19 protein-coding genes are annotated in these 19,054 nt (G+C 64.2%); 7 read left to right on the top strand and 12 right to left on the bottom strand.

Features of this window, described 5'->3' with window-relative positions; genetic code table 11:
* Positions 1–11 precede the first annotated feature (11 nt).
* Positions 12–362: an MliC family protein gene (locus HNQ95_RS18050; RefSeq protein ID WP_182574806.1), complete on the top strand. Its 351-nt coding sequence runs from the start codon at positions 12–14 to the stop codon at positions 360–362.
* A 39-nt stretch (positions 363–401) separates the two neighbouring features.
* Here the strand turns inward: HNQ95_RS18050 and edd are convergent, their stop codons facing one another.
* The 4 genes from edd to HNQ95_RS18030 form a co-directional block, all read right to left on the bottom strand.
* Entirely contained in the window at positions 402–2,225 is a 1,824-nt protein-coding gene (edd, locus tag HNQ95_RS18045; protein WP_182574804.1) for a phosphogluconate dehydratase, read from the bottom strand.
* Positions 2,226–2,378: 153 nt separating this feature from the next.
* Positions 2,379–3,080 carry a 6-phosphogluconolactonase gene (pgl, locus tag HNQ95_RS18040; RefSeq protein WP_154385391.1) on the bottom strand — a complete coding sequence of 234 codons (702 nt, stop codon included), beginning with the start codon at positions 3,078–3,080 and terminating at the stop codon, positions 2,379–2,381.
* A gap of 5 nt (positions 3,081–3,085) precedes the next feature.
* Positions 3,086–4,555, bottom strand: coding sequence for a glucose-6-phosphate dehydrogenase (zwf, locus tag HNQ95_RS18035; RefSeq protein ID WP_067965256.1), 1,470 nt, complete (start codon positions 4,553–4,555; stop codon positions 3,086–3,088).
* A gap of 225 nt (positions 4,556–4,780) precedes the next feature.
* On the bottom strand, positions 4,781–6,127 hold the full coding sequence (locus HNQ95_RS18030; protein ID WP_182574802.1) for a hypothetical protein: 1,347 nt from the start codon (positions 6,125–6,127) through the stop codon (positions 4,781–4,783).
* Positions 6,128–6,285: 158 nt separating this feature from the next.
* On the opposite strand from HNQ95_RS18030, the gene HNQ95_RS18025 reads away from it, so the two are divergent.
* Together HNQ95_RS18025 and HNQ95_RS18020 are read left to right on the top strand one after the other, a co-directional pair.
* A complete protein-coding gene (locus HNQ95_RS18025) occupies positions 6,286–7,038 on the top strand; it encodes an SDR family oxidoreductase (protein WP_067965251.1) in 753 nt (250 codons plus the stop codon).
* A gap of 109 nt (positions 7,039–7,147) precedes the next feature.
* Positions 7,148–8,272: a beta-ketoacyl-ACP synthase III gene (locus tag HNQ95_RS18020; RefSeq protein ID WP_182574800.1), complete on the top strand. Its 1,125-nt coding sequence runs from the start codon at positions 7,148–7,150 to the stop codon at positions 8,270–8,272.
* Here the strand turns inward: HNQ95_RS18020 and HNQ95_RS18015 are convergent.
* The 3 genes from HNQ95_RS18015 to HNQ95_RS18005 are packed head-to-tail and all read right to left on the bottom strand — an operon-like array spanning position 8,269 to position 9,936.
* Positions 8,269–8,964, bottom strand: a complete 696-nt coding sequence (locus tag HNQ95_RS18015; protein ID WP_182574798.1) for an RNA polymerase sigma factor — start codon at positions 8,962–8,964, stop codon at positions 8,269–8,271. The two genes, HNQ95_RS18020 and HNQ95_RS18015, sit on opposite strands and share 4 nt — an antisense overlap.
* A gap of 28 nt (positions 8,965–8,992) precedes the next feature.
* Complete coding sequence (locus tag HNQ95_RS18010) at positions 8,993–9,517, bottom strand: plastocyanin/azurin family copper-binding protein (protein WP_182574796.1); 525 nt, start codon at positions 9,515–9,517, stop codon at positions 8,993–8,995.
* Positions 9,514–9,936: a DUF5602 domain-containing protein gene (locus HNQ95_RS18005; protein WP_154385323.1), complete on the bottom strand. Its 423-nt coding sequence runs from the start codon at positions 9,934–9,936 to the stop codon at positions 9,514–9,516. The genes HNQ95_RS18010 and HNQ95_RS18005 overlap by 4 nt, the downstream gene beginning before the upstream one ends.
* A gap of 269 nt (positions 9,937–10,205) precedes the next feature.
* On the opposite strand from HNQ95_RS18005, the gene HNQ95_RS18000 reads away from it, so the two are divergent.
* The 3 genes from HNQ95_RS18000 to HNQ95_RS17990 all read left to right on the top strand — a co-directional run bounded on the left by HNQ95_RS18000 (position 10,206) and on the right by HNQ95_RS17990 (position 12,823).
* Positions 10,206–10,589 (top strand): hypothetical protein, encoded by a 384-nt coding sequence (locus HNQ95_RS18000; protein WP_067965241.1) that lies wholly within the window; start codon positions 10,206–10,208, stop codon positions 10,587–10,589.
* Positions 10,590–10,676: 87 nt separating this feature from the next.
* The gene (locus HNQ95_RS17995) at positions 10,677–11,351 is read left to right on the top strand and encodes a response regulator (protein ID WP_182574794.1); all 675 of its coding nucleotides are present in this window, start codon (positions 10,677–10,679) and stop codon (positions 11,349–11,351) included.
* Positions 11,348–12,823, top strand: a complete 1,476-nt coding sequence (locus tag HNQ95_RS17990; RefSeq protein WP_182574793.1) for a sensor histidine kinase — start codon at positions 11,348–11,350, stop codon at positions 12,821–12,823. Before HNQ95_RS17995 ends, HNQ95_RS17990 begins: the two co-directional genes overlap by 4 nt.
* A 203-nt stretch (positions 12,824–13,026) precedes the next feature.
* Here the strand turns inward: HNQ95_RS17990 and HNQ95_RS17985 are convergent, their stop codons facing one another.
* Together HNQ95_RS17985 and HNQ95_RS17980 are read right to left on the bottom strand one after the other, a co-directional pair.
* A complete protein-coding gene (locus HNQ95_RS17985) occupies positions 13,027–14,313 on the bottom strand; it encodes an NAD(P)/FAD-dependent oxidoreductase (RefSeq protein WP_182574791.1) in 1,287 nt (428 codons plus the stop codon).
* Between the two features lie 113 nt (positions 14,314–14,426).
* Positions 14,427–15,863, bottom strand: coding sequence for a glutamine synthetase family protein (locus tag HNQ95_RS17980; RefSeq protein ID WP_182574789.1), 1,437 nt, complete (start codon positions 15,861–15,863; stop codon positions 14,427–14,429).
* Between the two features lie 137 nt (positions 15,864–16,000).
* Here HNQ95_RS17980 and HNQ95_RS17975 point away from each other — a divergent pair, with 137 nt between their 5' ends.
* Complete coding sequence (locus tag HNQ95_RS17975) at positions 16,001–16,711, top strand: HAD family hydrolase (protein ID WP_154385326.1); 711 nt, start codon at positions 16,001–16,003, stop codon at positions 16,709–16,711.
* Positions 16,712–16,714: 3 nt separating this feature from the next.
* On the opposite strand, the gene HNQ95_RS17970 is transcribed toward HNQ95_RS17975, so the two are convergent.
* The 3 genes from HNQ95_RS17970 to aceA all read right to left on the bottom strand — a co-directional run bounded on the left by HNQ95_RS17970 (position 16,715) and on the right by aceA (position 19,018).
* Entirely contained in the window at positions 16,715–17,161 is a 447-nt protein-coding gene (locus HNQ95_RS17970) for an ANTAR domain-containing protein (protein ID WP_154385327.1), read from the bottom strand.
* A 231-nt stretch (positions 17,162–17,392) separates the two neighbouring features.
* Complete coding sequence (locus tag HNQ95_RS17965) at positions 17,393–17,635, bottom strand: SMc00767 family acetate metabolism repressor (RefSeq protein WP_067965227.1); 243 nt, start codon at positions 17,633–17,635, stop codon at positions 17,393–17,395.
* A gap of 93 nt (positions 17,636–17,728) precedes the next feature.
* Entirely contained in the window at positions 17,729–19,018 is a 1,290-nt protein-coding gene (gene aceA, locus HNQ95_RS17960; RefSeq protein WP_067965225.1) for an isocitrate lyase, read from the bottom strand.
* Positions 19,019–19,054 lie beyond the last annotated feature (36 nt).

The following is a 19,054-nucleotide window of genomic DNA, read 5'->3' as shown; positions in this document are numbered from 1 at the left end:
AGGAGACCGTCATGCGCTGGAGCGTCACTGCGATCATTCTCGCCGCCGCGACCAGTGCGGCAATGGCTTCGACCGTCACGCTGGATCTGCCGGGGGATGCAGAGGTCGAGCGCAACGCGGTCGACTATGGATGCGGCGACCAGACGGTGAAGGCCGAATACGTCAATGCCGGCGACAATTCGCTCGCCGTGCTCACGCTCGGTGACCGGACGGTCGTGGCCGTCACCGTGCTGAGCGCCAGCGGCGCCAAATATGCCGGCCAGAACTATGTCTGGTGGACCAAGGGCGACAATGCCGATCTCTACGACCTGACCAAGGGCGAGGATGCACCGGCGGTGATGTCGTGCGAGGTGGTGAAGTAGCGAGAGGCTCGACCTCGGGGTAGAGCCTCGGCTTTTGGACTAGGCCGTGCCGAAGGCACTTGCGCCGTGGTCGGCGCGGCCGGCCATCTGGCGGAAGCCGGCGAACAGCTCGCGGCCCATGCCGTGCTCGTTGCCCGAGAGGTCGCAGACCGGTTCAGGACGCAGCGCCAGATCTCCGGCGGGAACCAGGACCTCGAGCGTGCCGACCTCGGCGTCGAGCCTGACGATGTCGCCGTCATGGACCCGCCCGATCGGCCCGCCTTCGAGCGCTTCCGGCGTGACATGGATCGCCGCCGGCACCTTGCCTGAGGCACCCGACATGCGGCCGTCGGTGACCAGCGCCACCTTGTGGCCGCGGTCCTGCAGGATGCCGAGCACGGTGGTCAGCTTGTGCAGTTCCGGCATGCCGTTGGCCTTGGGGCCCTGGAAGCGGATGACGGCGATGAAATCGCGGTCGAGAAGACCGGCCTTGAAGGCGTCGTTGAGGCCTTGCTGGCTGTCGAACACCAGCGCCGGCGCCTCGATGATGCGGCGCTCGGGCTTGACCGCCGAGGTCTTGATGATGGCATGGCCGAGATTGCCGCCCAGCACCTTGAGGCCGCCGGTCGGCTGGAACGCCTTGGCGGCGGGCGCCAGCACCTTTTCGTCGCCGCTGACCTTGGGTGCCGCCTCGCGCACCACCGAGCCGTCGGCGCCGAGCTTGGCTTCGACAGCATAGGGACGCAGGCCTTCGCCCCACACAGTCTGCACGTCCTCATGCAGCAGGCCGGCGTCGAGCAGTTCGCGGATCAGGAAGCCCATGCCGCCGGCTGCCTGGAAGTGGTTCACGTCGGACAGGCCGTTCGGGTAGACGCGGGCAAGCAGCGGCACTGCATCCGACAGGTCGGAGATGTCCTGCCAGGTCAGGCGGATGCCGGCAGCGGCGGCCATGGCGATCAGGTGGATGGTGTGGTTGGTCGACCCGCCCGTGGCGTGCAGGCCGACGACACCGTTGACCACCGAGCGCTCGTCGATCATGCGGCCGACCGGTGTGTAGGCGTTGCCGAGATGGGTAATGGCGAGTGCCCGCCTTGTCGCCTCGCGGGTCAGCGCATCGCGCAGCGGTGTTCCAGGATTGACGAAGGAGGCGCCTGGCGTGTGCAGGCCCATGATTTCCATCAGCATCTGGTTGGAGTTGGCGGTGCCGTAGAAGGTGCAGGTGCCCGGTCCATGATAGGACTTGGACTCGGCTTCGAGCAGCTCGGCGCGGCCGACCTTGCCTTCGGCATAGAGCTGGCGAACCTTGGCCTTCTCATCGTTCGGCAAGCCTGACGTCATCGGTCCGGCCGGCACGAACACTGCCGGCAGGTGGCCGAAGGTCAGCGCCGCGATCACCAGGCCCGGCACGATCTTGTCGCAGACGCCGAGATAGACGGCGGCGTCGAACATGTTGTGGCTAAGGCCGATTGCGGCCGACATGGCGATGACATCGCGCGAAAACAGCGACAGCTCCATGCCGGGCTGCCCTTGCGTGACGCCGTCGCACATCGCGGGAACGCCGCCGGCCACCTGGGCGATGCCGCCGGCTTCGCGCGCCGCGTCCTTGATCAGCTGCGGATAGGTCTCGAACGGCTGATGCGCCGACAGCATGTCGTTGTAGGAGGTGATGATGCCGAGATTGGCGACCTTGTCGCCGCCGAGCGCGATCTTCTCCGAAGGGCTGCAGACGGCAAAGCCGTGGGCGAGGTTACCGCAGGACAGCACGCCGCGATTGGCGGTCTTGCCGGCTGCTGCATTGACGCGGTCGAGATAGATTTCGCGGCTGACCTTCGAGCGTTCGCGGATGCGCTCGGTGATGGCTTGGATGTCGTTCCTGGTTGTCATGGCCTCAGTCCTTTCAACGCGGGGCCCGAACCGGGAGGAATTTCGGGCTGGCATGGACCGGCAGACGGCGCAGCCGATTGCGCCGGACCATGCTCGATTTCGGCATTCGCGGCGCCGCGGCCCCTGGTGGAGCTCGGCGCGGCCGGGTCCCGATCAGGGGGCCCAGTAGATCTCGGCGGCGCGCGGCGCCCGGTCGATCACGGTGCGGATCGGCAAGGCCTTGTCGGTGGCCAGTGCCGCCTCGATGACGTTGCGCTTTTCCGCGCCCTCGATATGGACGACGACCAGCCCGGCGCCCACCAGCGCAGGCAGCGTCAATGTCAGCCGCGGCTCGCCGGCGCTGTCGGAATGAACCGGCATCACCAGCCGGGACGTAGCCGGGTCGAGCAGGGCGTCGAGCCCGACAGCATCGGGGAAGAACGAAGCGGTGTGGCCGTCGCCGCCCATGCCGAGGATCGCCGCATCGAGCGGCCAGGGCAGGGTCTTCAGCGCGGACTCCGCAAGGCGCGCGCCGTCCTCGACACTCGTTGCCTCTTGGAACAGCGGCGCGAAACGGGCGGCGGACGCCGCGTTCTGCAGCAGGTTAGCCTTGGCAAGCGATGCGTTGGAACGTGATGAAGTCTCTGGAACGAAACGCTCGTCGACAAGCGTCACCGTTACCTTGCCCCAGTCGAGCTCTTCGCGCGACAGAGCTGCGAAGAACCGGCCGGGCGTCGAGCCACCGGAAACGGCCAGGAACGCTTCGCCGCGCCGCGAGATCGCCGCGCGCAGAGTGTCGGCGACAGCAACGGCCAGCGAAGCTGCCAACGCGTCGCGCGTCTCAAACTCGTTCCAGTGGGGCGCAATGCCAGCCATGGCGCTCAATTGCTCTCATGCCAGGTGCGACCGTCACGCTCGATCAGCGCGATCGACGCCGACGGACCCCAGGTGCCGGCGGTATAGCCCTGGGCTTCCTGGCGGCTGCCTTCCCAGGCGTGCTGGATCGGGTCGATCCACTTCCATGCCGCCTCGACCTCGTCGCGGCGCATGAACAGCGTCTGGTTGCCGCGCACCACGTCCATGATCAGGCGCTCATAGGCATCCGGCGCGCGCCCGTCGAAGGACTGGGCGAAGCTCATGTCGAGCGGGATCTGGCGCAGACGCATGCCGCCCGGGCCCGGATCCTTGATCATGATGAACTGCTTGACGCCCTCGTCGGGCTGCAGGCGGATGACCAACTGGTTGTTGAAGATCGGACCGGCGCTCTCGCCGAAGATCGAGTGCGGGATCGGTTTGAACTCGATGACGATCTCGGAGACACGCGAGGCCAGCCGCTTGCCGGTGCGCAGATAGAACGGCACTCCGGCCCAGCGCCAGTTGGCGATCTCGGCCTTGATGGCGACGAAGGTCTCGGTGTTGCTCTCCGCACCCAGCTCCTCGATGTAACCCTTGACCGGGCCACCGGCCGATGCGCCGGCGCGATACTGGCCGCGCACCGTCTGCTTCGGCGCCTCGTTGCCGTTGACCCGCTTCAGTGCATTGAGAACCTTGAGCTTTTCGTCGCGGACGGCATTGGCCTCCATCGAGGCCGGTGCCTCCATGGCGACGAGGCAGAGCAACTGCAGCATGTGGTTCTGCACCATGTCGCGCAAGGCGCCGGCCTTGTCGTAATAGGTGACGCGGTCTTCCAGGCCGACGGTTTCGGCCACCGTGATCTGCACGTGGTCGATATGGGCCGAGTTCCACAGCGGCTCGTAGAGCGCGTTGGCGAAGCGCAGCGCCATCAGGTTCTGCACCGTCTCCTTGCCGAGATAGTGGTCGATGCGGAAGATCTGGTGCTCGCCGAAATCGTCGCCGATGATGTCGTTCAGCGCCCTGGCCGACTCGAGGTCGCGGCCGATCGGCTTTTCCACGACGATGCGGGAATCCGAAGTGACCAGTTTGTGCGCCTTGAGGTGGTCGGAGATGTCGCCGAACAGGCTGGGGGCCACAGCGAGATAGAAGACGCGGATGCGCTTGCTGTCGGCAAGCGACTTCTTGAGTTCGGCAAAACCGTCGCCCGACTTGGCATCGACGGTGACGTAGCTCAGCCGGTCGAGGAAGGTCGCGAGTTCCTTTTCCTCGATATATTCGGGCTTCACGTGATCCGAGATCGCCTTCTTGGCGAAGGCCCGGAACTCCTTGTCGTCCATCTTGGTGCGCGACGCCCCGATGATGCGGGTCGGCTCGGAAAACTGGTGGTCGCGCTGGCGGTGATAGAGCGCCGGCAACAGCTTGCGTTCCGACAGGTCGCCGGTGCCCCCGAAAATGATGAAGTCGAAAGGATCGACGGGGATGATCTGGCTGGTCATGATCGTTCCAATTTCAAGACGGTCGTCGCGTCGCCGCCTGATATAATCTAATCGATTTAAAAGCGCCAGCCCAAAAGCCAGTGCCACGGTGTCACACGCGAAGATTTGATAGTGGTCCAGACGAAGCCGTGGCGCCAGCCGAAGATAGGTTGTTTCGGGCTGCAAGGCATGTACCCGATGCCGGAGATGCTGCCGTGCATCCCTGCCGCCATGTAGCCCGGCTCACTATCTGATCGGCTCCAGCAGGGCGTCGATCGTGTCGTCGCGATCGGCAAGCGCCGGTCCGGTCGAGAGGCTTTCGGGGCCGCCAGCCACGACAGCAGGAGGTGTCGGGCAAACCGGCGGGACCGGGACCGTGCCGTCATTGAACGGCGCCTCGCGCGCGGTGACCGTAGCGCACATGCGTTCGATGCCGACCTGCAACTGCAGCGAGTAGTCGAGCGGCCGCGCCAAGACAGCTGTCTGCGTGCCGAAGTAACGCGACTCGCCGTCGAACACGCCGCCGGCGAAGATGTCGCGGAAATACTCCAAGAGCCGGCGCTGGTAATCGACCGGCGTCGCCGGCTGCCGTGGCAAGTTGCCGAAATCGTCGCTGCGCGGATATTGCGCCGAACCATGGCACGAAACGCAGGAGCTGATCTGGTTGTCGGCCGGGCCGTTGACGCGCCCACCCCAGCCAAGCTCCTTGCGCCCGGCCCAGCCATAGATCTTTCCCTCGAGCGTTTCGTTGAGCACGTTCTGGCGCAATTGTCCCGGCGGCGGCACGAAGCGGTCGTTGCCCCAGCTCAGCCCGACCGGCACCAGCTTTTTCCACGGATCGGTGCCGGGTACGCTGCCCTGGTAGACGAAGGTGCCGAACACCCATCCGGTTTGCAGCGAGCGCGGGTCGCGCACGGCGATGTCGATCTGATAGAGATGCAGCTTACCGATGCGATTGGGCGCCCGGCCGATGTCACCTTCCCATTCCGGTGCGCCGGCGAGATAGGGGATGTCAGTTGCCGTGGCGGTGGTGAACAGCAGCTTGAACGTCGTCGTGCCGATGGGAAAATAGATGTCGTCGATTTTGGGGCTGCACGGGTCGTTCCACACCTTGGCGAAGGTGGTGGCGCCGAGCGCATTGTAAAAGCCGACCGCCCATGTATCGAAGGACTTGGTCACGCCCTCGGCGAGCTGTTCCGGGTCGGTGGCGCGTTCCTTGGTCAAGCCGTGCAGGAATTCCCGTCCCGAATTGCCCGGATGCATCCAGAGCGCATGATACCAGTTGCGCACATTGTTGTCGGCAACGTCGAAGTCGACGGCGATGTTGCCCTCGAACGAATAGTCGAGCACCGCCTGGATATAGGCGCGCCAGTCCTGGGTGAAGTCGATCGACAGGAAGGCCGGAAGTGGTTCACTGGTGCTTGCGGGGAAGTCGAAGCGGCCCTTGAAGCCCTGCGCCTCGGTGAAGCCGGGCGGTATGCCGCGCTTTTGGTTGTAGCTCGGCACCATGCAGGCTGCATTCGCTGCTTGCTGGTAACAGATGAACAGACCTGCACTTGCTGAAAACAATGCAAATAAGAAACGAAGTTTCATGCTTGCGTCCCCACCCAGAGGCAGACATTTACTTTAGAATTGTTTGAAGTGTGCCGCAAGCCGAGCACTCCGCGGCAACTGCTTGTCTGTTGCTGACCGAGGCGTTTTCGTTTTCGATGAGTGGCTGGTGACAGGGTTCGATTCGAAAGGGGCGTAACGTGGCGGACAGGCTCAAGGACAAGGTCGCGATCATCACGGGCGGTGCCGCCGGTTTTGGCGAAGGCATGGCCAGGCGTTTTGCCGAGGAGGGCGCGAAGGTCGTCGTTGCCGATCTGAACTCCAGGGAGGCCGAGCGGGTCGCGGTCGAGATCGGCAATGGCGCGATCGCAATCACAACCGACGTGTCGCAGCGCTCCGAATTCGACGAGCTGGTCTACGCCACCAAAAGTGCCTTCGGCCGCATCGACATCATGGTCAACAACGCCGGCTACACCCACCGCAACGGCGATCTCGTCGATGTCGAGGAAGACGTCTTCGACCTGATCACCGCAGTCAACATGAAGGCGATCTACCATGCCGCGCGCGCGGTCGTGCCGATCATGGAGCGCCAGGGCGGCGGTTCGATCCTGACCACTGCCTCGACCGCCGGCCTGAGACCGCGCCCGGGCCTGACCTGGTACAATGCCTCCAAGGGCTGGGCGATCACCGCGACCAAGTCGATGGCGGTCGAGCTCGCGCCCAGGAACATCCGTGTCAACTGCCTCTGCCCGGTCGCTGGCGAGACAGGCATGCTGGAAAAGTTCATGGGCAAGGACACGCCCGAGATCCGCGAAAAGTTCAAGGCGTCGATCCCACTCGGCCGTTTCTCGACCCCGCTCGACATTGCCAACGCCGCCCTGTTCCTGGTCTCCGACGAGGCCTCTCTGATCACCGGCGTGGCCATGGAAGTGGATGGCGGGCGCTGCATTTGAGCATTTCTGCCGCGAGGTAACCGCGCTTTCGACCTGAAATTGTGGTCACAAAGCTTGACCGCTGCTGCCTGAACCCTATTCCAATGGCTCAAAACCAATGGGAAACGCCATGCACAGGGTTGCGATCAGCGGGACCGGCATCTTCACGCCGGAGGAGGTCATCACCAACGCCGAGTTGGTGGCCTCCTACAATGAATATGCCCACCGCCAGAACAAGCTCCACGCCGACGCCATCGAGGCGGGCGAGCGCGAGCCGATGGCGATGTCGTCGGAAGAGTTCATCGTCAAGGCTTCGGGCATCGAGCGCCGCCATGTCGTCTCCAAGTTCGGCATTCTCGATCCCGGCATCATGCACCCGGTGCTGCCTGAGCGCGCCGAGGACGAGCTGTCGCTGATGGCCGAGATTTCGGTCAAGGCAGCCGATGAGGCGATGAAGAAGGCGGGCTTGACCGCCGCCGACATCGACGCGGTCATCTGCGCTGCCTCCAACCACGAGCGTGCCTATCCGGCTGTCGCCATCGAGGTGCAGCAGGCGCTCGGCATCAAGGGGTTTGCCTTCGACATGAACGTCGCCTGCTCGTCGGCGACCTTCGGCATCCAGCTGGCATCAGACATGATCCGCACCGGCTCGGCCCGGGCGATCCTGATGGTCAATCCCGAGATCACCTCCGGGCATCAGGAATGGCGCGACCGCGATTGCCACTTCATCTTCGGTGATGTCTGCACGGCGGTCGTCCTGCAGCGCGTCGACGAGGTGAAGACGGACTATGCTTATGAGGTGCTGGCCACCCGTTGTCTCACCGAGTTCTCCAACAACATCCGCAACAACAACGGCTTCCTGCGCCGCACCCGCGAAGGCCACATGGCCGATCGCCGCGACATGCAGTTCCACCAGGAAGGCCGCAAGGTGTTCAAGCAGGTGGTGCCGATGGTGGCCGAACTGATGCTCGGCCATCTGGCGGAGCAGGGCATCGAGCCGCAAAACCTGTCGCGGCTGTGGTTGCACCAAGCCAACAAGGGCATGAACGACCTGATCGGCTCGAAGGTGCTGGGTCGCGAGCCGAGCCGCGAAGAGCAGCCCAACGTGCTGCAGGACTACGCCAATACCTCGTCCGCCGGCTCGATCATCGCGTTTTCGAAATTCTCCGACGACCTGCCCACTGGCGGCCTCGGCGTGATCTGCTCCTTCGGCGCCGGCTACTCCGCCGGCAGCGTGATCGTCAGGAAGCTTTAAGCCTCGCCGCGCAGCCGCTCGACCACCCGGTCGGCCATGCGTTCGCAGCGCCAGCCATTGAACGGGAACAACTCGGCAAAGCCGCTCGACAGGCGTTTTTCGATCGCTGCCCGCATCAGCTTGCGGGCGCGGAACAGCCGCGTCTTGACCGTCTCGGGCTTGAGCGCCAGCTGTGCCGCGGTCTCGTCGACACTCATCTCCTCGACGTCGCGCAGGATGAAGACAATGCGGAAGGCCGCCGGCAATTCGTCGATCGCCTGTTCGAGCAAGGCGCGTACCTGCCCGCGACCAAGCTCGGCATCTGCTCCAGGTGGTGTCAGCGATGTCGGGAACATGACCACCTGGCCTCCATTGGCGGCGGCATCCAGTTCGTCCAGCTCGGCGGAAGGCCGTCGCTTGCGGATACGCGTGATCGCCTCGTTGAGCGCGATCTTCGTGAGCCATGTCGAAAACAGCGCCTTGCCCTTGAAGCTGTCGAGCCGGGTAAAGGCCCTGACATAGGCCTCCTGCACCACGTCCTCCGCCTCTGCGTCGTCGCGCGTGACGGCACGGGCAATGCGGAAAAGCCGCTGGTTGTTGCGTTTGATGAGCGCGCGGATGGCGTTCTCGCCACCTTGACGCGCGAGTGCCACCAGTTCCTCGTCGCGGTACCTGTCGAGGTCGACCTGTTTCCACAAGATTGCCAGTTGCATGTTGTCGCTCCAGTTTCCGGCTCGCCGTTCACGCCTTGCGGACGATGCCCTTGGCGATGATCTCGTCCACCGGCGGAAACGCGTCCAGCGCGATGTCAGGCAGCGGCGTCGGGTCTGCCGCTGTTGCCGTCTCGACCGGTGCAGGCGGCACGCCGACCACGATCCGCCCGACCATGCCGGCGTGCTCGTGCGGCACGCAATAATAGTCGTACACCCCAGGCACCGTCAGCGTCACCGAGAAGGTCTCGCCCGGCATCAGATAGTCGGAATTCCAAGGCTTGGCGTCGACAGGAATGCGCAGCCGCCGCTCGAACATGTCGGGGTGATACGCCGTCACTGTGTGCGAATTGCCGGGGTCGCGATTGGTCCAGCGGATGGTCTGGCCGGGCTCGATGTGAATGCCGATCGGATCGAACCAGACATGCGCTCCGTCATCCTTGCCGTGCATCTCGACGTCGATGACTGCGCCGGCCGAGAGCGCCGGCCTTGCCAGAAGCGCGGCGAGGAAAAATCCCCCGCCGGCTTCGATCATGCGTCTGCGCGTGACGATCATTTCGCCACCCGTGCCTCGTCGGCCTTGGCCACATGCCACAGCACGACATGGGCATGCGGCTCTTCCACCCCGGGATGGCCGGCATTGTAGTAGACGCTGACGTGGTCGACATTGCCGCCCGGTGAAGCAAGATCGTCGAAGCGCTTGTCGGGATTGAGATCCTTGATCGGCAGCATGTAGATGGTGCTGACCAGCTTGCCGTCATGGTCGTAGGCGAGGAACGGTCCGGCCGGCAGCGACGCGGGATCGACGAACAGTTGGCCCATGCCGGGCAGGAAGTCGGGCAGCTTGACCAGGCTGCTGACCGCCTTGAAGGCGCCGGCCGGCGGCGACTTGGCGACATCGGCGGGAATGTCGTGAGCAAGCGCGGGCAGGGCACTCGCGAGCACGAGGGAAAGTGCGGCGGAAACCAGTTTCATCTAGATATCTCCTGCTGGCGCCAACGCATTGTGCGGTGGCTTCAGTCATTGGATGTCAGCGATCGAAAAAGGTTCCCGTGAATGTGCGGCCGCCTGCCCATGGTGAAGGCAGAGGTCATCATCGATGATGCTCGGGGAACGCATCGCGTAAAATTCCAAGGACAAGGGAGATTCCCGATCCCGGCCGCGATCGCCGGGACCGCTGCAATGTAGATGCAATCTTGGCGGCGTAGCTGCCCGGGAACATCATCCACAAACTGGGATTAGACATGTCTCTCAGCACTGCACGCCGCGCTGTCGGCACACTTGCCGTCGCCGCCGCGATCTTCCTGGCCGGCTGCCAGTCGGACGTCATGAAGGGCTATATCGGCCAGCCGCTCGAGTCGGTCATCATCGACTACGGCCCACCCACCTCGGTGATCGAACTCGGCCGTGGCCAGCGCGCCTACCAGTGGAGCAAGATATCGACAAACGCCGTCGCCGGCTCGACCAGCGGCGAGTATCGCGACACCAGGCGCGGCACGCGTTATGAGGAATACACCACGCCAGGCTATGTCGAGCAGCAGGAGTGCTTCTACACATTCTACGCCACAAGGTCCGAGGGGCGCTGGTACATCACCAACTTCCGTAAGCCGAAGCTGGAATGCGAGTAACCGCTTGAGGCTGTGCCGGTGCCGGTGGCGGGCCAATGCCCCTACCGGCTTTGGCTGGGGCCGGGGATTGATCGAAGGATTACGTGCATGCGCATTTTGCTGCTTGAGGACGAGCCGGAGATGGCCTCGGTGCTCAAATCGGCGCTGGCACGCCGCAACGTCATCGTCGATCACGTTGCCACGCTTGCCGATGCCGAGGCTGCGGCCGAGTTCGGACCTTACGATGCCATCGTGCTCGACCGCCGCGTGCCGGATGGCGAAGGCCTCGACCTCATTCCCAAGCTGCGCGCCTTGCGTGTCGATGCGCCGGTGTTGATGCTGACGGCACTCAGCGGCCTCAACGACAGGGTCACCGGGCTCGACGCAGGCGCCGACGACTATCTGGTCAAGCCGTTTGCCATGGAGGAGCTGATGGCGCGCCTGCGGGCGCTGCATCGCCGCCCTGTCGCGCTGCGCTCCGAGCAGACGGTGGTCGGCCGGCTCATTTATGATTTCCACCATCGCGAGGCGAGCGTCGGCGACAAGCCGCTGGAGCTGTTGCGGCGCGAGCAACTGGCGCTTGAAGCGCTGCTGCGCCGGCCCGGCCGCACCGTGCTGCGCGCGACGCTCGAAGAATCGGTCTACGCCATGGACGACGAGATCGGTTCCAACGCGCTCGATTCGCACCTCTCGCGGTTGCGCCGCAAGCTCGACGATGTCTCGGCCGGGGTCGAGATCAGGGCGATCCGCAATCTCGGCTATCTCTTGCGCGCCGTGGCATGAAGAAGCTGCGCCCGACTTCGCTGCAATGGGTCCTTGTCCGCCGCCTCATTCTCCTCCAGGCGGCGACGCTGATTACCTTCATCGCGCTCCTGTGCGCGGCGTTCTTCATCGCCCAGCCCCGACTGATCATCGATACTGAAGTGGCAGCCGGACTTGTCGCCGAGGCGATTGCGCGGGACGCGCAAGGTCGTCTCGTCATCGAGGATACCGATGACCTTCGCAAATTCCGGGAAGAGTTCCCCCACCTCTGGTTCGTCGTCCGCGACGAGAAGGGCGAGGTGCTCAGGGAAGGGGATGTTCCCGAGGCCTATGCAAAAGGCACGGGCGAACTGCTGTGGGGCGTGAACAAGGCGACCCTCGGTTTCAATAAGGAACTGCGCCTTCCCGAGGCGACGCTGATGAACGCCGACACCCGTACCGGCCGCATGCAGATCATCGCCGCGACGGTGGCCTCGCGCGACCAGACCGATGGCCTCGAAATCAACGTCGACCTCGATTTCGACGTCGTCCGCTATCCCGACGGCCAGCCCATCTGGGTCCGGATCATCCCTATCCTGGCGCTCGTCGTGCTGATCATGCTCTCGCCGGTCATCATCGTCATGGGCGTGACGACGCTGGTCACCACGCCGGCAGTCGTGCGCCGCTCGCTTGCCGGCCTGGTCGCCACGGCGGGACAGGCCAAGCGCATCGACATCGACAATCGCGCCGTGCAACTGCCGACCGAGCAGGTGCCGACCGAGATTGCGCCGTTGGTCGAAGCCTTCAACAACGCGCTGTCACGCCTCGGACAGGGTTATGACCAGCGCAACCGCTTCCTGACCGACGCGGCGCACGAGCTGCGCACGCCGATCGCCATCCTGCGCACCCGCGCTGAACTTCTGCGCGAGGATCCCGAAAGCGCGCGCCTGCTGACGGACATCGAGCGTCTGTCCAACCTTGCGCAGCAGCTGCTCGACCGGCAGGTGCTCGACCAGTCGGCAGGTGCCCGCGAGGTCGTCGACCTCGTTGCATTCGCACGCCACCTCGCCGCAGATTTCGCGCCGCTGGCGCTCGGCGCCGGCTACGACTTTACGTTCGAGCCGTTGGCCACGAGCGTGCTGGTCAACATCCAGCCGTTGCAGATCCAGCAGGCAGTCACCAACCTCTTGCGCAACGCCATCGATCATGGCGGCGGCGAGGGCACCATATCGGTGGTGGTCGACGGTAGGGGTGGGGTGGAAATCCACGACGAGGGTCCGGGTATCCCCGACGACGAGCATGAGCGTGTGTTCCAGCCCTTCTATCGCCTGCGCCCGCGCAACAGCGGCGCCGGCCTCGGCCTCAATCTCGCCCGCGAGATTGCCCGGCTGCATGGCGGCAGCGTCGAAATCCTTGTTGGCCCGTGGGTCGGCGCCCGCGTCAGGCTACAGCTGCCGCTGTGGCAGCCGACGACGTCGGGCGCAAAGCCGCAGGCTGCGAGGCAGACCAGCTGAAGGTTGCGCCGAGCCATCTGCGCCGATGGAGTTTCGATCTGGACCTTGCCGTGCCCTTCGGCGGTCGACGCCCAGGGCCTAGCCATCGAACAGCGGCATGCCGCTGAAGCGGAGCCGGAAGCGGCGATCATCGCCTTAAGCGTCGATGATCCGGGACAAAGGCCGCTTCGTAGATACGATCGACCAACTCGTCCGCCATGGCGCTATATCCTGTCCCGCAGCGCGAACCAGTTGAGGGCGAGGAAAAGGAGCGGCGTCCGGAAACGCCGACCGCCGGGGAAGGGCGGGATCTTCAGCTCCTCGATCAGCTTGAGGCGGTCGCGGTTGCCGGCCACCGCCTCGGCGTAAAGTTTGCCGAAGAAGTTCGACAGCAACACGCCATGACCGGAGTAGCCGCCCATCGAGATGACGTTCGGCATCACCTCGCGCACGAACGGCTTGCGCGGCACGGTGATGCCGACATAGCCGCCCCAGCCATGGGTGATCTCGACATCCTTCAGTGCTGGGTAAATCTCGGTGATCTGCTTGCGGATGTGGATGTGGATGTCCTTGGGGTCGTTGACGCCGTAGATCTCGCGCCCGCCGAACAGCAGCCGCCCGTCCCGCGACTTGCGGAAGTAGCGCACGACGAAGCGGGAGTCGTCGACCGACTCGCCGCCGGGGATGACCTTCGAATCCGCGCCCAGTGGCACCGTGGCGCCGATGAACGAGCCGATCGGCATGATATGAGCGGCACTCACCGGCTCCAGCTTGCCGCCATAGGCGTTGACCGCGATCAGGCATTTCTGTGCCGTGATCGTGCCGCGCGGCGTCGTCACCCTGACCTTGCCGCCCTGTGAGGTGATGTCGGTCGATGGCGTGTTTTCGAAGAGGTGGGCGCCGGCGGCGGCCGCGGCGCGCCCCGTGCCGATCACCAGCTTGAGCGGATGAATGTGGCCGGTGCCGGTGTCGCGCGTGCCGCCATAGTAGTGCGTCGAGCCAAGCCGCTCGGCGGTTTCGCTCGCGTCCATGAAGCTGACATGCGGATAGTTGAAGCGGCTGGCCATGATCTCGGCATGGGCCTTGTAGTCGTCGACATAACGCCGCTTGTGCGCCACCGACATCTGGCCCGGCATATAGTCGATGTCGATGCCGTTGGCGGCGGTGAAATCGAGCAGGTGCGCCTTGGCCTCCTCGGCCAGGTCGAACAGCGCCTTGGCCCGGGTGAAGCCGAGCTCGCCTTCGAGCTCCTCGGCCCAGGCGCGCTGGCCGGTGCCAAGCTGGCCGCCGTTGCGCCCCGAGGCGCCGTCGCCGAAACGATGCGCTTCGATCAAGACGACATTGGTGCCCGCCTTGGCAAGATGCGTCGCTGCCGAAAGCCCGGTGAAGCCGCCGCCGATAATGACGACATCGGCCTGAAGATCGCCGTCAAGCGCCGGATATTCGGGGCGGGGGCCAGCCGTGTCCTCGTACCAGGAGAAGCCGGGGGAAATAGGTGACTGATAGAGCATGATACGGAGATGGCTCCGGGATTTCGGGCGATGGGAGCAAACAGGGAATCGTGAGTAGCGAACAGGGAAATGAGCGCTTCTATTCGCTATTCCGCTGCTCGCTATTCGCTTCGTCACACGTTCAGCAACAAATACTCCCGCTCCCACGGACTGATCACTTCCATGAAGGTTTCGAACTCGGCGCGCTTGATCGCCGCGTAGGTCGAGGCGAAGGACTTGCCGAGCATCGTTGCCAGTTCGTCGTCGCTTTCGAACAGGTCGACGGCCTCAAGCAGGCCGCGCGGCAGGTCGATCTCGTCCTCGTTGGCGGTGGTCAGGATGGGCGGCTCGGCCACAAGCTTGTTGTTCATGCCGATCAGGCCGCAGGCGAGAGATGCCGCGAGCGCCAGATAGGGATTGGCATCCGAGGACGGGATGCGGTTTTCGACACGCCGCCCCGCCGGGTCCGAGCGCGGCACGCGGAAGGCCGTGGTGCGGTTGTCGTAGCCCCACTTGTTGTTGACCGGCGCCGAGGCCGCCTGCGTCAGGCGGCGATACGAGTTCACGTAAGGCGCCAGCATCACCAGCGCATTCGGCACATGCTGCTGCATGCCACCGATGAAGTGGAAAAACGCATCGGTTTCCGTGCCATCCTCGCCGGTGAAGATGTTCTTGCCGGACTTTCTGTCGACGATCGACTGGTGGATGTGCATCGCCGAGCCCGGTTGGCCCTGGATCGGCTTGGCCATGAAGGTGGCGTAGGTGTCGTGCTTCAGCGCCGCCTCGCGGATCGTGCGCTTGAACAGGAACACCTGGTCGGCGAGCTCGATCGGGTCGCCATGACGCAGGTTGATCTCGAGCTGGCCGGCACCTTCCTCGTGGATCAGTGTGTCGATCTCCAGGCCCTGCGCCTCGGAGAAATGGTAGATGTCATCGATGAGTTCGTCGAACTCGTTGACGCCGGCGATCGAATAGCCGGCACCGCCGCCGATCGGGCGGCCGGAGCGTCCGACGGGCGGGGTCAGCGGGTAATCGGGATCGGGGTTCTTGCGGACGAGATAGAATTCGATTTCGGGCGCGACAACCGGCCTGAGGCCGACCTTTTCGTAGGCCGCCACCACGCGCTTCAGCACGTTGCGCGGCGTGAACTCGACGGGGCGGCCGTCCTGGTGGACGAGATCGCAGATCACCTGGGCGGTCGGATCGTCTTCCCACGGCACCACTGAAAGCGTCGAGAGATCCGGCACCAGCTTCAGGTCGCCGTCATCCTCCGGGTATTCGAAGCCGTTGCCATCTTCGGGATAGACGCCCGAGATCGTCATCATGAACGGTGCCGACGGCAAGGCCAGCGAGGTGTTGGAGGTGAACTTGCTGGACGGCATCATCTTGCCGCGGGCAACGCCGGCCTGGTCAGGCGTGATGCACTCTATGTCCTCGATACCGCGCCATTCGAGCCATTCGGAGGCTTCCTTCCAGTTCTTCACACCACGCTTGTTTTTCACAAATGCGGGCGTGCGGGCGCGAGCCCCCCGAGTGGTCGGACGGACTTCCTTCTTTGCAGGCGGCATCATTCACCAGATTGTCGTTGCAGATTGCCGAGTATAGCCGGGCGCCATGAAATAAGAAAAGGGGGGCAATCAGGCGATTCTGCTTGGGTTCGAACTGAAATCAGCTGGTTTCGGTCCGATTTTCGGCCTAGAGAGCCGCCATGACATCTGCTTTGCCCGCCCTCACCACCATCGGATTCGATGCCGACGACACGCTCTGGCAGAACGAGCAGTTCTTCCGCATGACGGAAGAACACTTCGCCGAATTGCTCGCCGATCATGGCGAGGCAGAGCAGTTGAAGTCACGCCTGCTGGAGGCCGAAAAGCGCAACCTCGGCACCTATGGCTTCGGCATCAAGGGTTTTACCCTGTCGATGATCGAGACCGCGATCGAGGTGACGGAAGGCCGGGTTCCGGCTTCTGTGATCGAGAAGATCCTGGCCGCCGGCCGCGAGATGCTCAGCCATCCTATCGAGACGCTGCCGCATGTCCATGACACGCTCGAGGCGCTGGCCGGCCGCTACCGGCTGGTGCTGATCACCAAGGGCGACCTGTTCGACCAGGAGCGCAAGCTGGCGCAGTCGGGCCTCGGCGATTTCTTCAATGCCGTCGAGATCGTCAGCGACAAGTCGCGGCCGACCTACGAGCGCATTTTCAGCAGCCACGGCGATGGGCCGGCACGCAGCATGATGATCGGCAATTCGCTCAAGTCCGACGTCGTGCCGGCGATCGAGGCCGGCAGCTGGGGCGTCTACATCCCCCACGACCTGACCTGGGCCTACGAGCATGTCGACGAACCGACAGCGGCCGCACGTTTCCGCAAGCTGCAGCATCTCGGCGAGCTGTCGAAGCTGTTGAAAAACCTCGACTGAGGTTCAGCAGCGGCCGAGCAGCTTTTCGACGACGGGCTGCAGCCGCTCCGGGGTGATTGGTTTGGCGACGACGATGTCGACGGCACTCGACAGCGATAGGCTTTCGGGCGTGCCGGCGCGGTTGGACAAAAGGATCACCGACGGCAGGTTGCTGCCGGACGCCAGCCTCAGCGACAGGATCGACTGCATCAGCCCGTCGCAATCCCGGTTGTCGCTGCCGCCGTCGAGGATGATCGTGCCCGGAGCCAGCGCGTGCAGCATCTCAGCTGCCGTATCAGGCGCTTCCGAGATCGTCTTCAGCCCGGAGCGTTCGACGATCTTGGCAACGACGACGCGGTTGATCGGGGAGCGTCCGACGACGAGCACCTTGCTCAGGTCAGCGACACAGCCTTCAAGGGTGCGCGCACTCTCATCCGGACTGCCGCCCGAATCTGGGTCATTCCATTTCATTGGCTTAGCCGACAGCTGAGGGCGTCTGTTCAATCGGGTTGCGTTCGGTCCCTTACGTTCGCGTCAACTGCGGGAAGTGTCAAGTAATACGCTGGAAACGACATTCGACTTTGGTAGCAGGCGATAGAAACTCGACAGGTGGGTCGTAGTCAAATGAGCCGTGGCTAAAAGACAAATCCCGTCCGCAGCAGGGGCTGCGGACGGGATCCGTGGGGGCAGAGGGAACGCTTGTCAGCCGTGTGGCTGCTGGGTGACGATGACGGGTATCAGCAGGTCACCCCAGTTTCCGTCGCCGCCATGGTGACGGGCCGAGCGGACCAGTTCCACCGACACGCCGGCCTCGACTGCCTTCATGACCGACTGGTTCAGGCGGTGCAGGTCGTTGGCGACGATGCGGATCACGGCCTGCTGGTCGGCGCTCATGGTGGTCGCCTGTTCTTCGGCTCGTTCCTTGACACGGGTACGCGGTGCCATTGTGGTTCTCCTCGGTGGTTGCCTTTGCCCTTGCGGGCGTTGCCTCGGGCGGTGCCCGGAGGCCTTGTGCCTCCGGGGGAGCTGGAGCCAGGCCTATTCGGCGGCCGGGCGGAACTGTTCGTGTTCGGTCGATTCGTGCATCGCGGTCGTCGACGACTTGCCGCCGGTGATCGCCATCGAGACGGCGTCGAAGTAGCCGGTGCCGACTTCGCGCTGGTGCTTGGTCGCGGTGTAGCCGTTCACTTCGGCTGCGAATTCCGCTTCCTGCAGCTCCGAATAAGCCGCCATCTGGCGATCCTTGTAGCCGCGGGCCAGCTCGAACATGCCGAAGTTGAGCTGGTGGAAACCAGCCAGTGTGATGAACTGGAACTTGTAGCCCATCGCGCCCAGCTCGCGCTGGAACTTGGCGATCGTCGCGTCGTCGAGGTTCTTCTTCCAGTTGAATGACGGCGAGCAGTTGTAGGCCAGCTTCTTGCCCGGATGCGCCTTGTGCACGGCCTCGGCGAACTTCCTCGCCTGCTCGAGGTCCGGCTTGCCGGTTTCCATCCAGATCAGGTCGCAGAACGGAGCGTAGGCGATGGCACGGGCAATGCAGGGCTCGATGCCGTTGCGCACCTGGTAGAAGCCTTCCACGGTCCGGCCGGCGTCGTAGTCGACGAAGGGCTGGTCACGCTCGTCGATGTCGGAGGTCAGCAGCTTGGCGGCTTCGGCGTCGGTGCGGGCGACGATCAGCGTCGAAGTGCCCATCACGTCGGCGGCGAGACGCGCGGCGTTGAGGTTGCGGATGTGCGCCGCAGTCGGGATCAGCACCTTGCCGCCGAGGTGGCCGCACTTCTTTTCCGAAGCCAGCTGGTCCTCGAAGTGGACGCCGGCAGCACCTGCCTCGATGAAGGCCTTCATGATCTCGAAGGCGTTGAGCGGGCCGCCGAAGCCGGCTTCCGCGTCAGCCACGATCGGGGCGAACCAGGTGTCGACCGAAAGACCCTTGCCTTCCGAGGTCTCGATCTGGTCGGCGCGCTGCAGCGTGCGGTTGATGCGCTTGACCAGTTCGGGCGCAGCGTTGGCCGGGTAGAGCGACTGGTCGGGATACATTGCCGAAGCAGTGTTGGCGTCGGCGGCGACCTGCCAGCCCGAGAGGTAAATCGCCTTCAGGCCGGCGCGGACCTGCTGCATCGCCTGGTTGCCGGACATGGCGCCGAGCGCGTTGACGAAGTTCTCCTCGTGGATCAGCTTCCACAAGCGGTTGGCGCCCATTTCGGCCAGGGTCTGCTTGATCTGGACGGAGCCGCGCAGCCGCTTCACGTCCTCCGGCGAGTAGGGGCGCTCGATGCCGTCGAAACGGCCTTCCGGGGCTGAAGGGACGAGGTTGTAAAAATCGGTCATTGTCGACTCCGTCTGGTCACTTAGGTCTGGGGGCGG

Source organism: Aminobacter ciceronei (assembly GCF_014138625.1).
Taxonomy (GTDB): Bacteria; Pseudomonadota; Alphaproteobacteria; order Rhizobiales; family Rhizobiaceae; genus Aminobacter; species Aminobacter ciceronei.
This window is presented reverse-complemented; position numbering and strand designations above follow the sequence as displayed.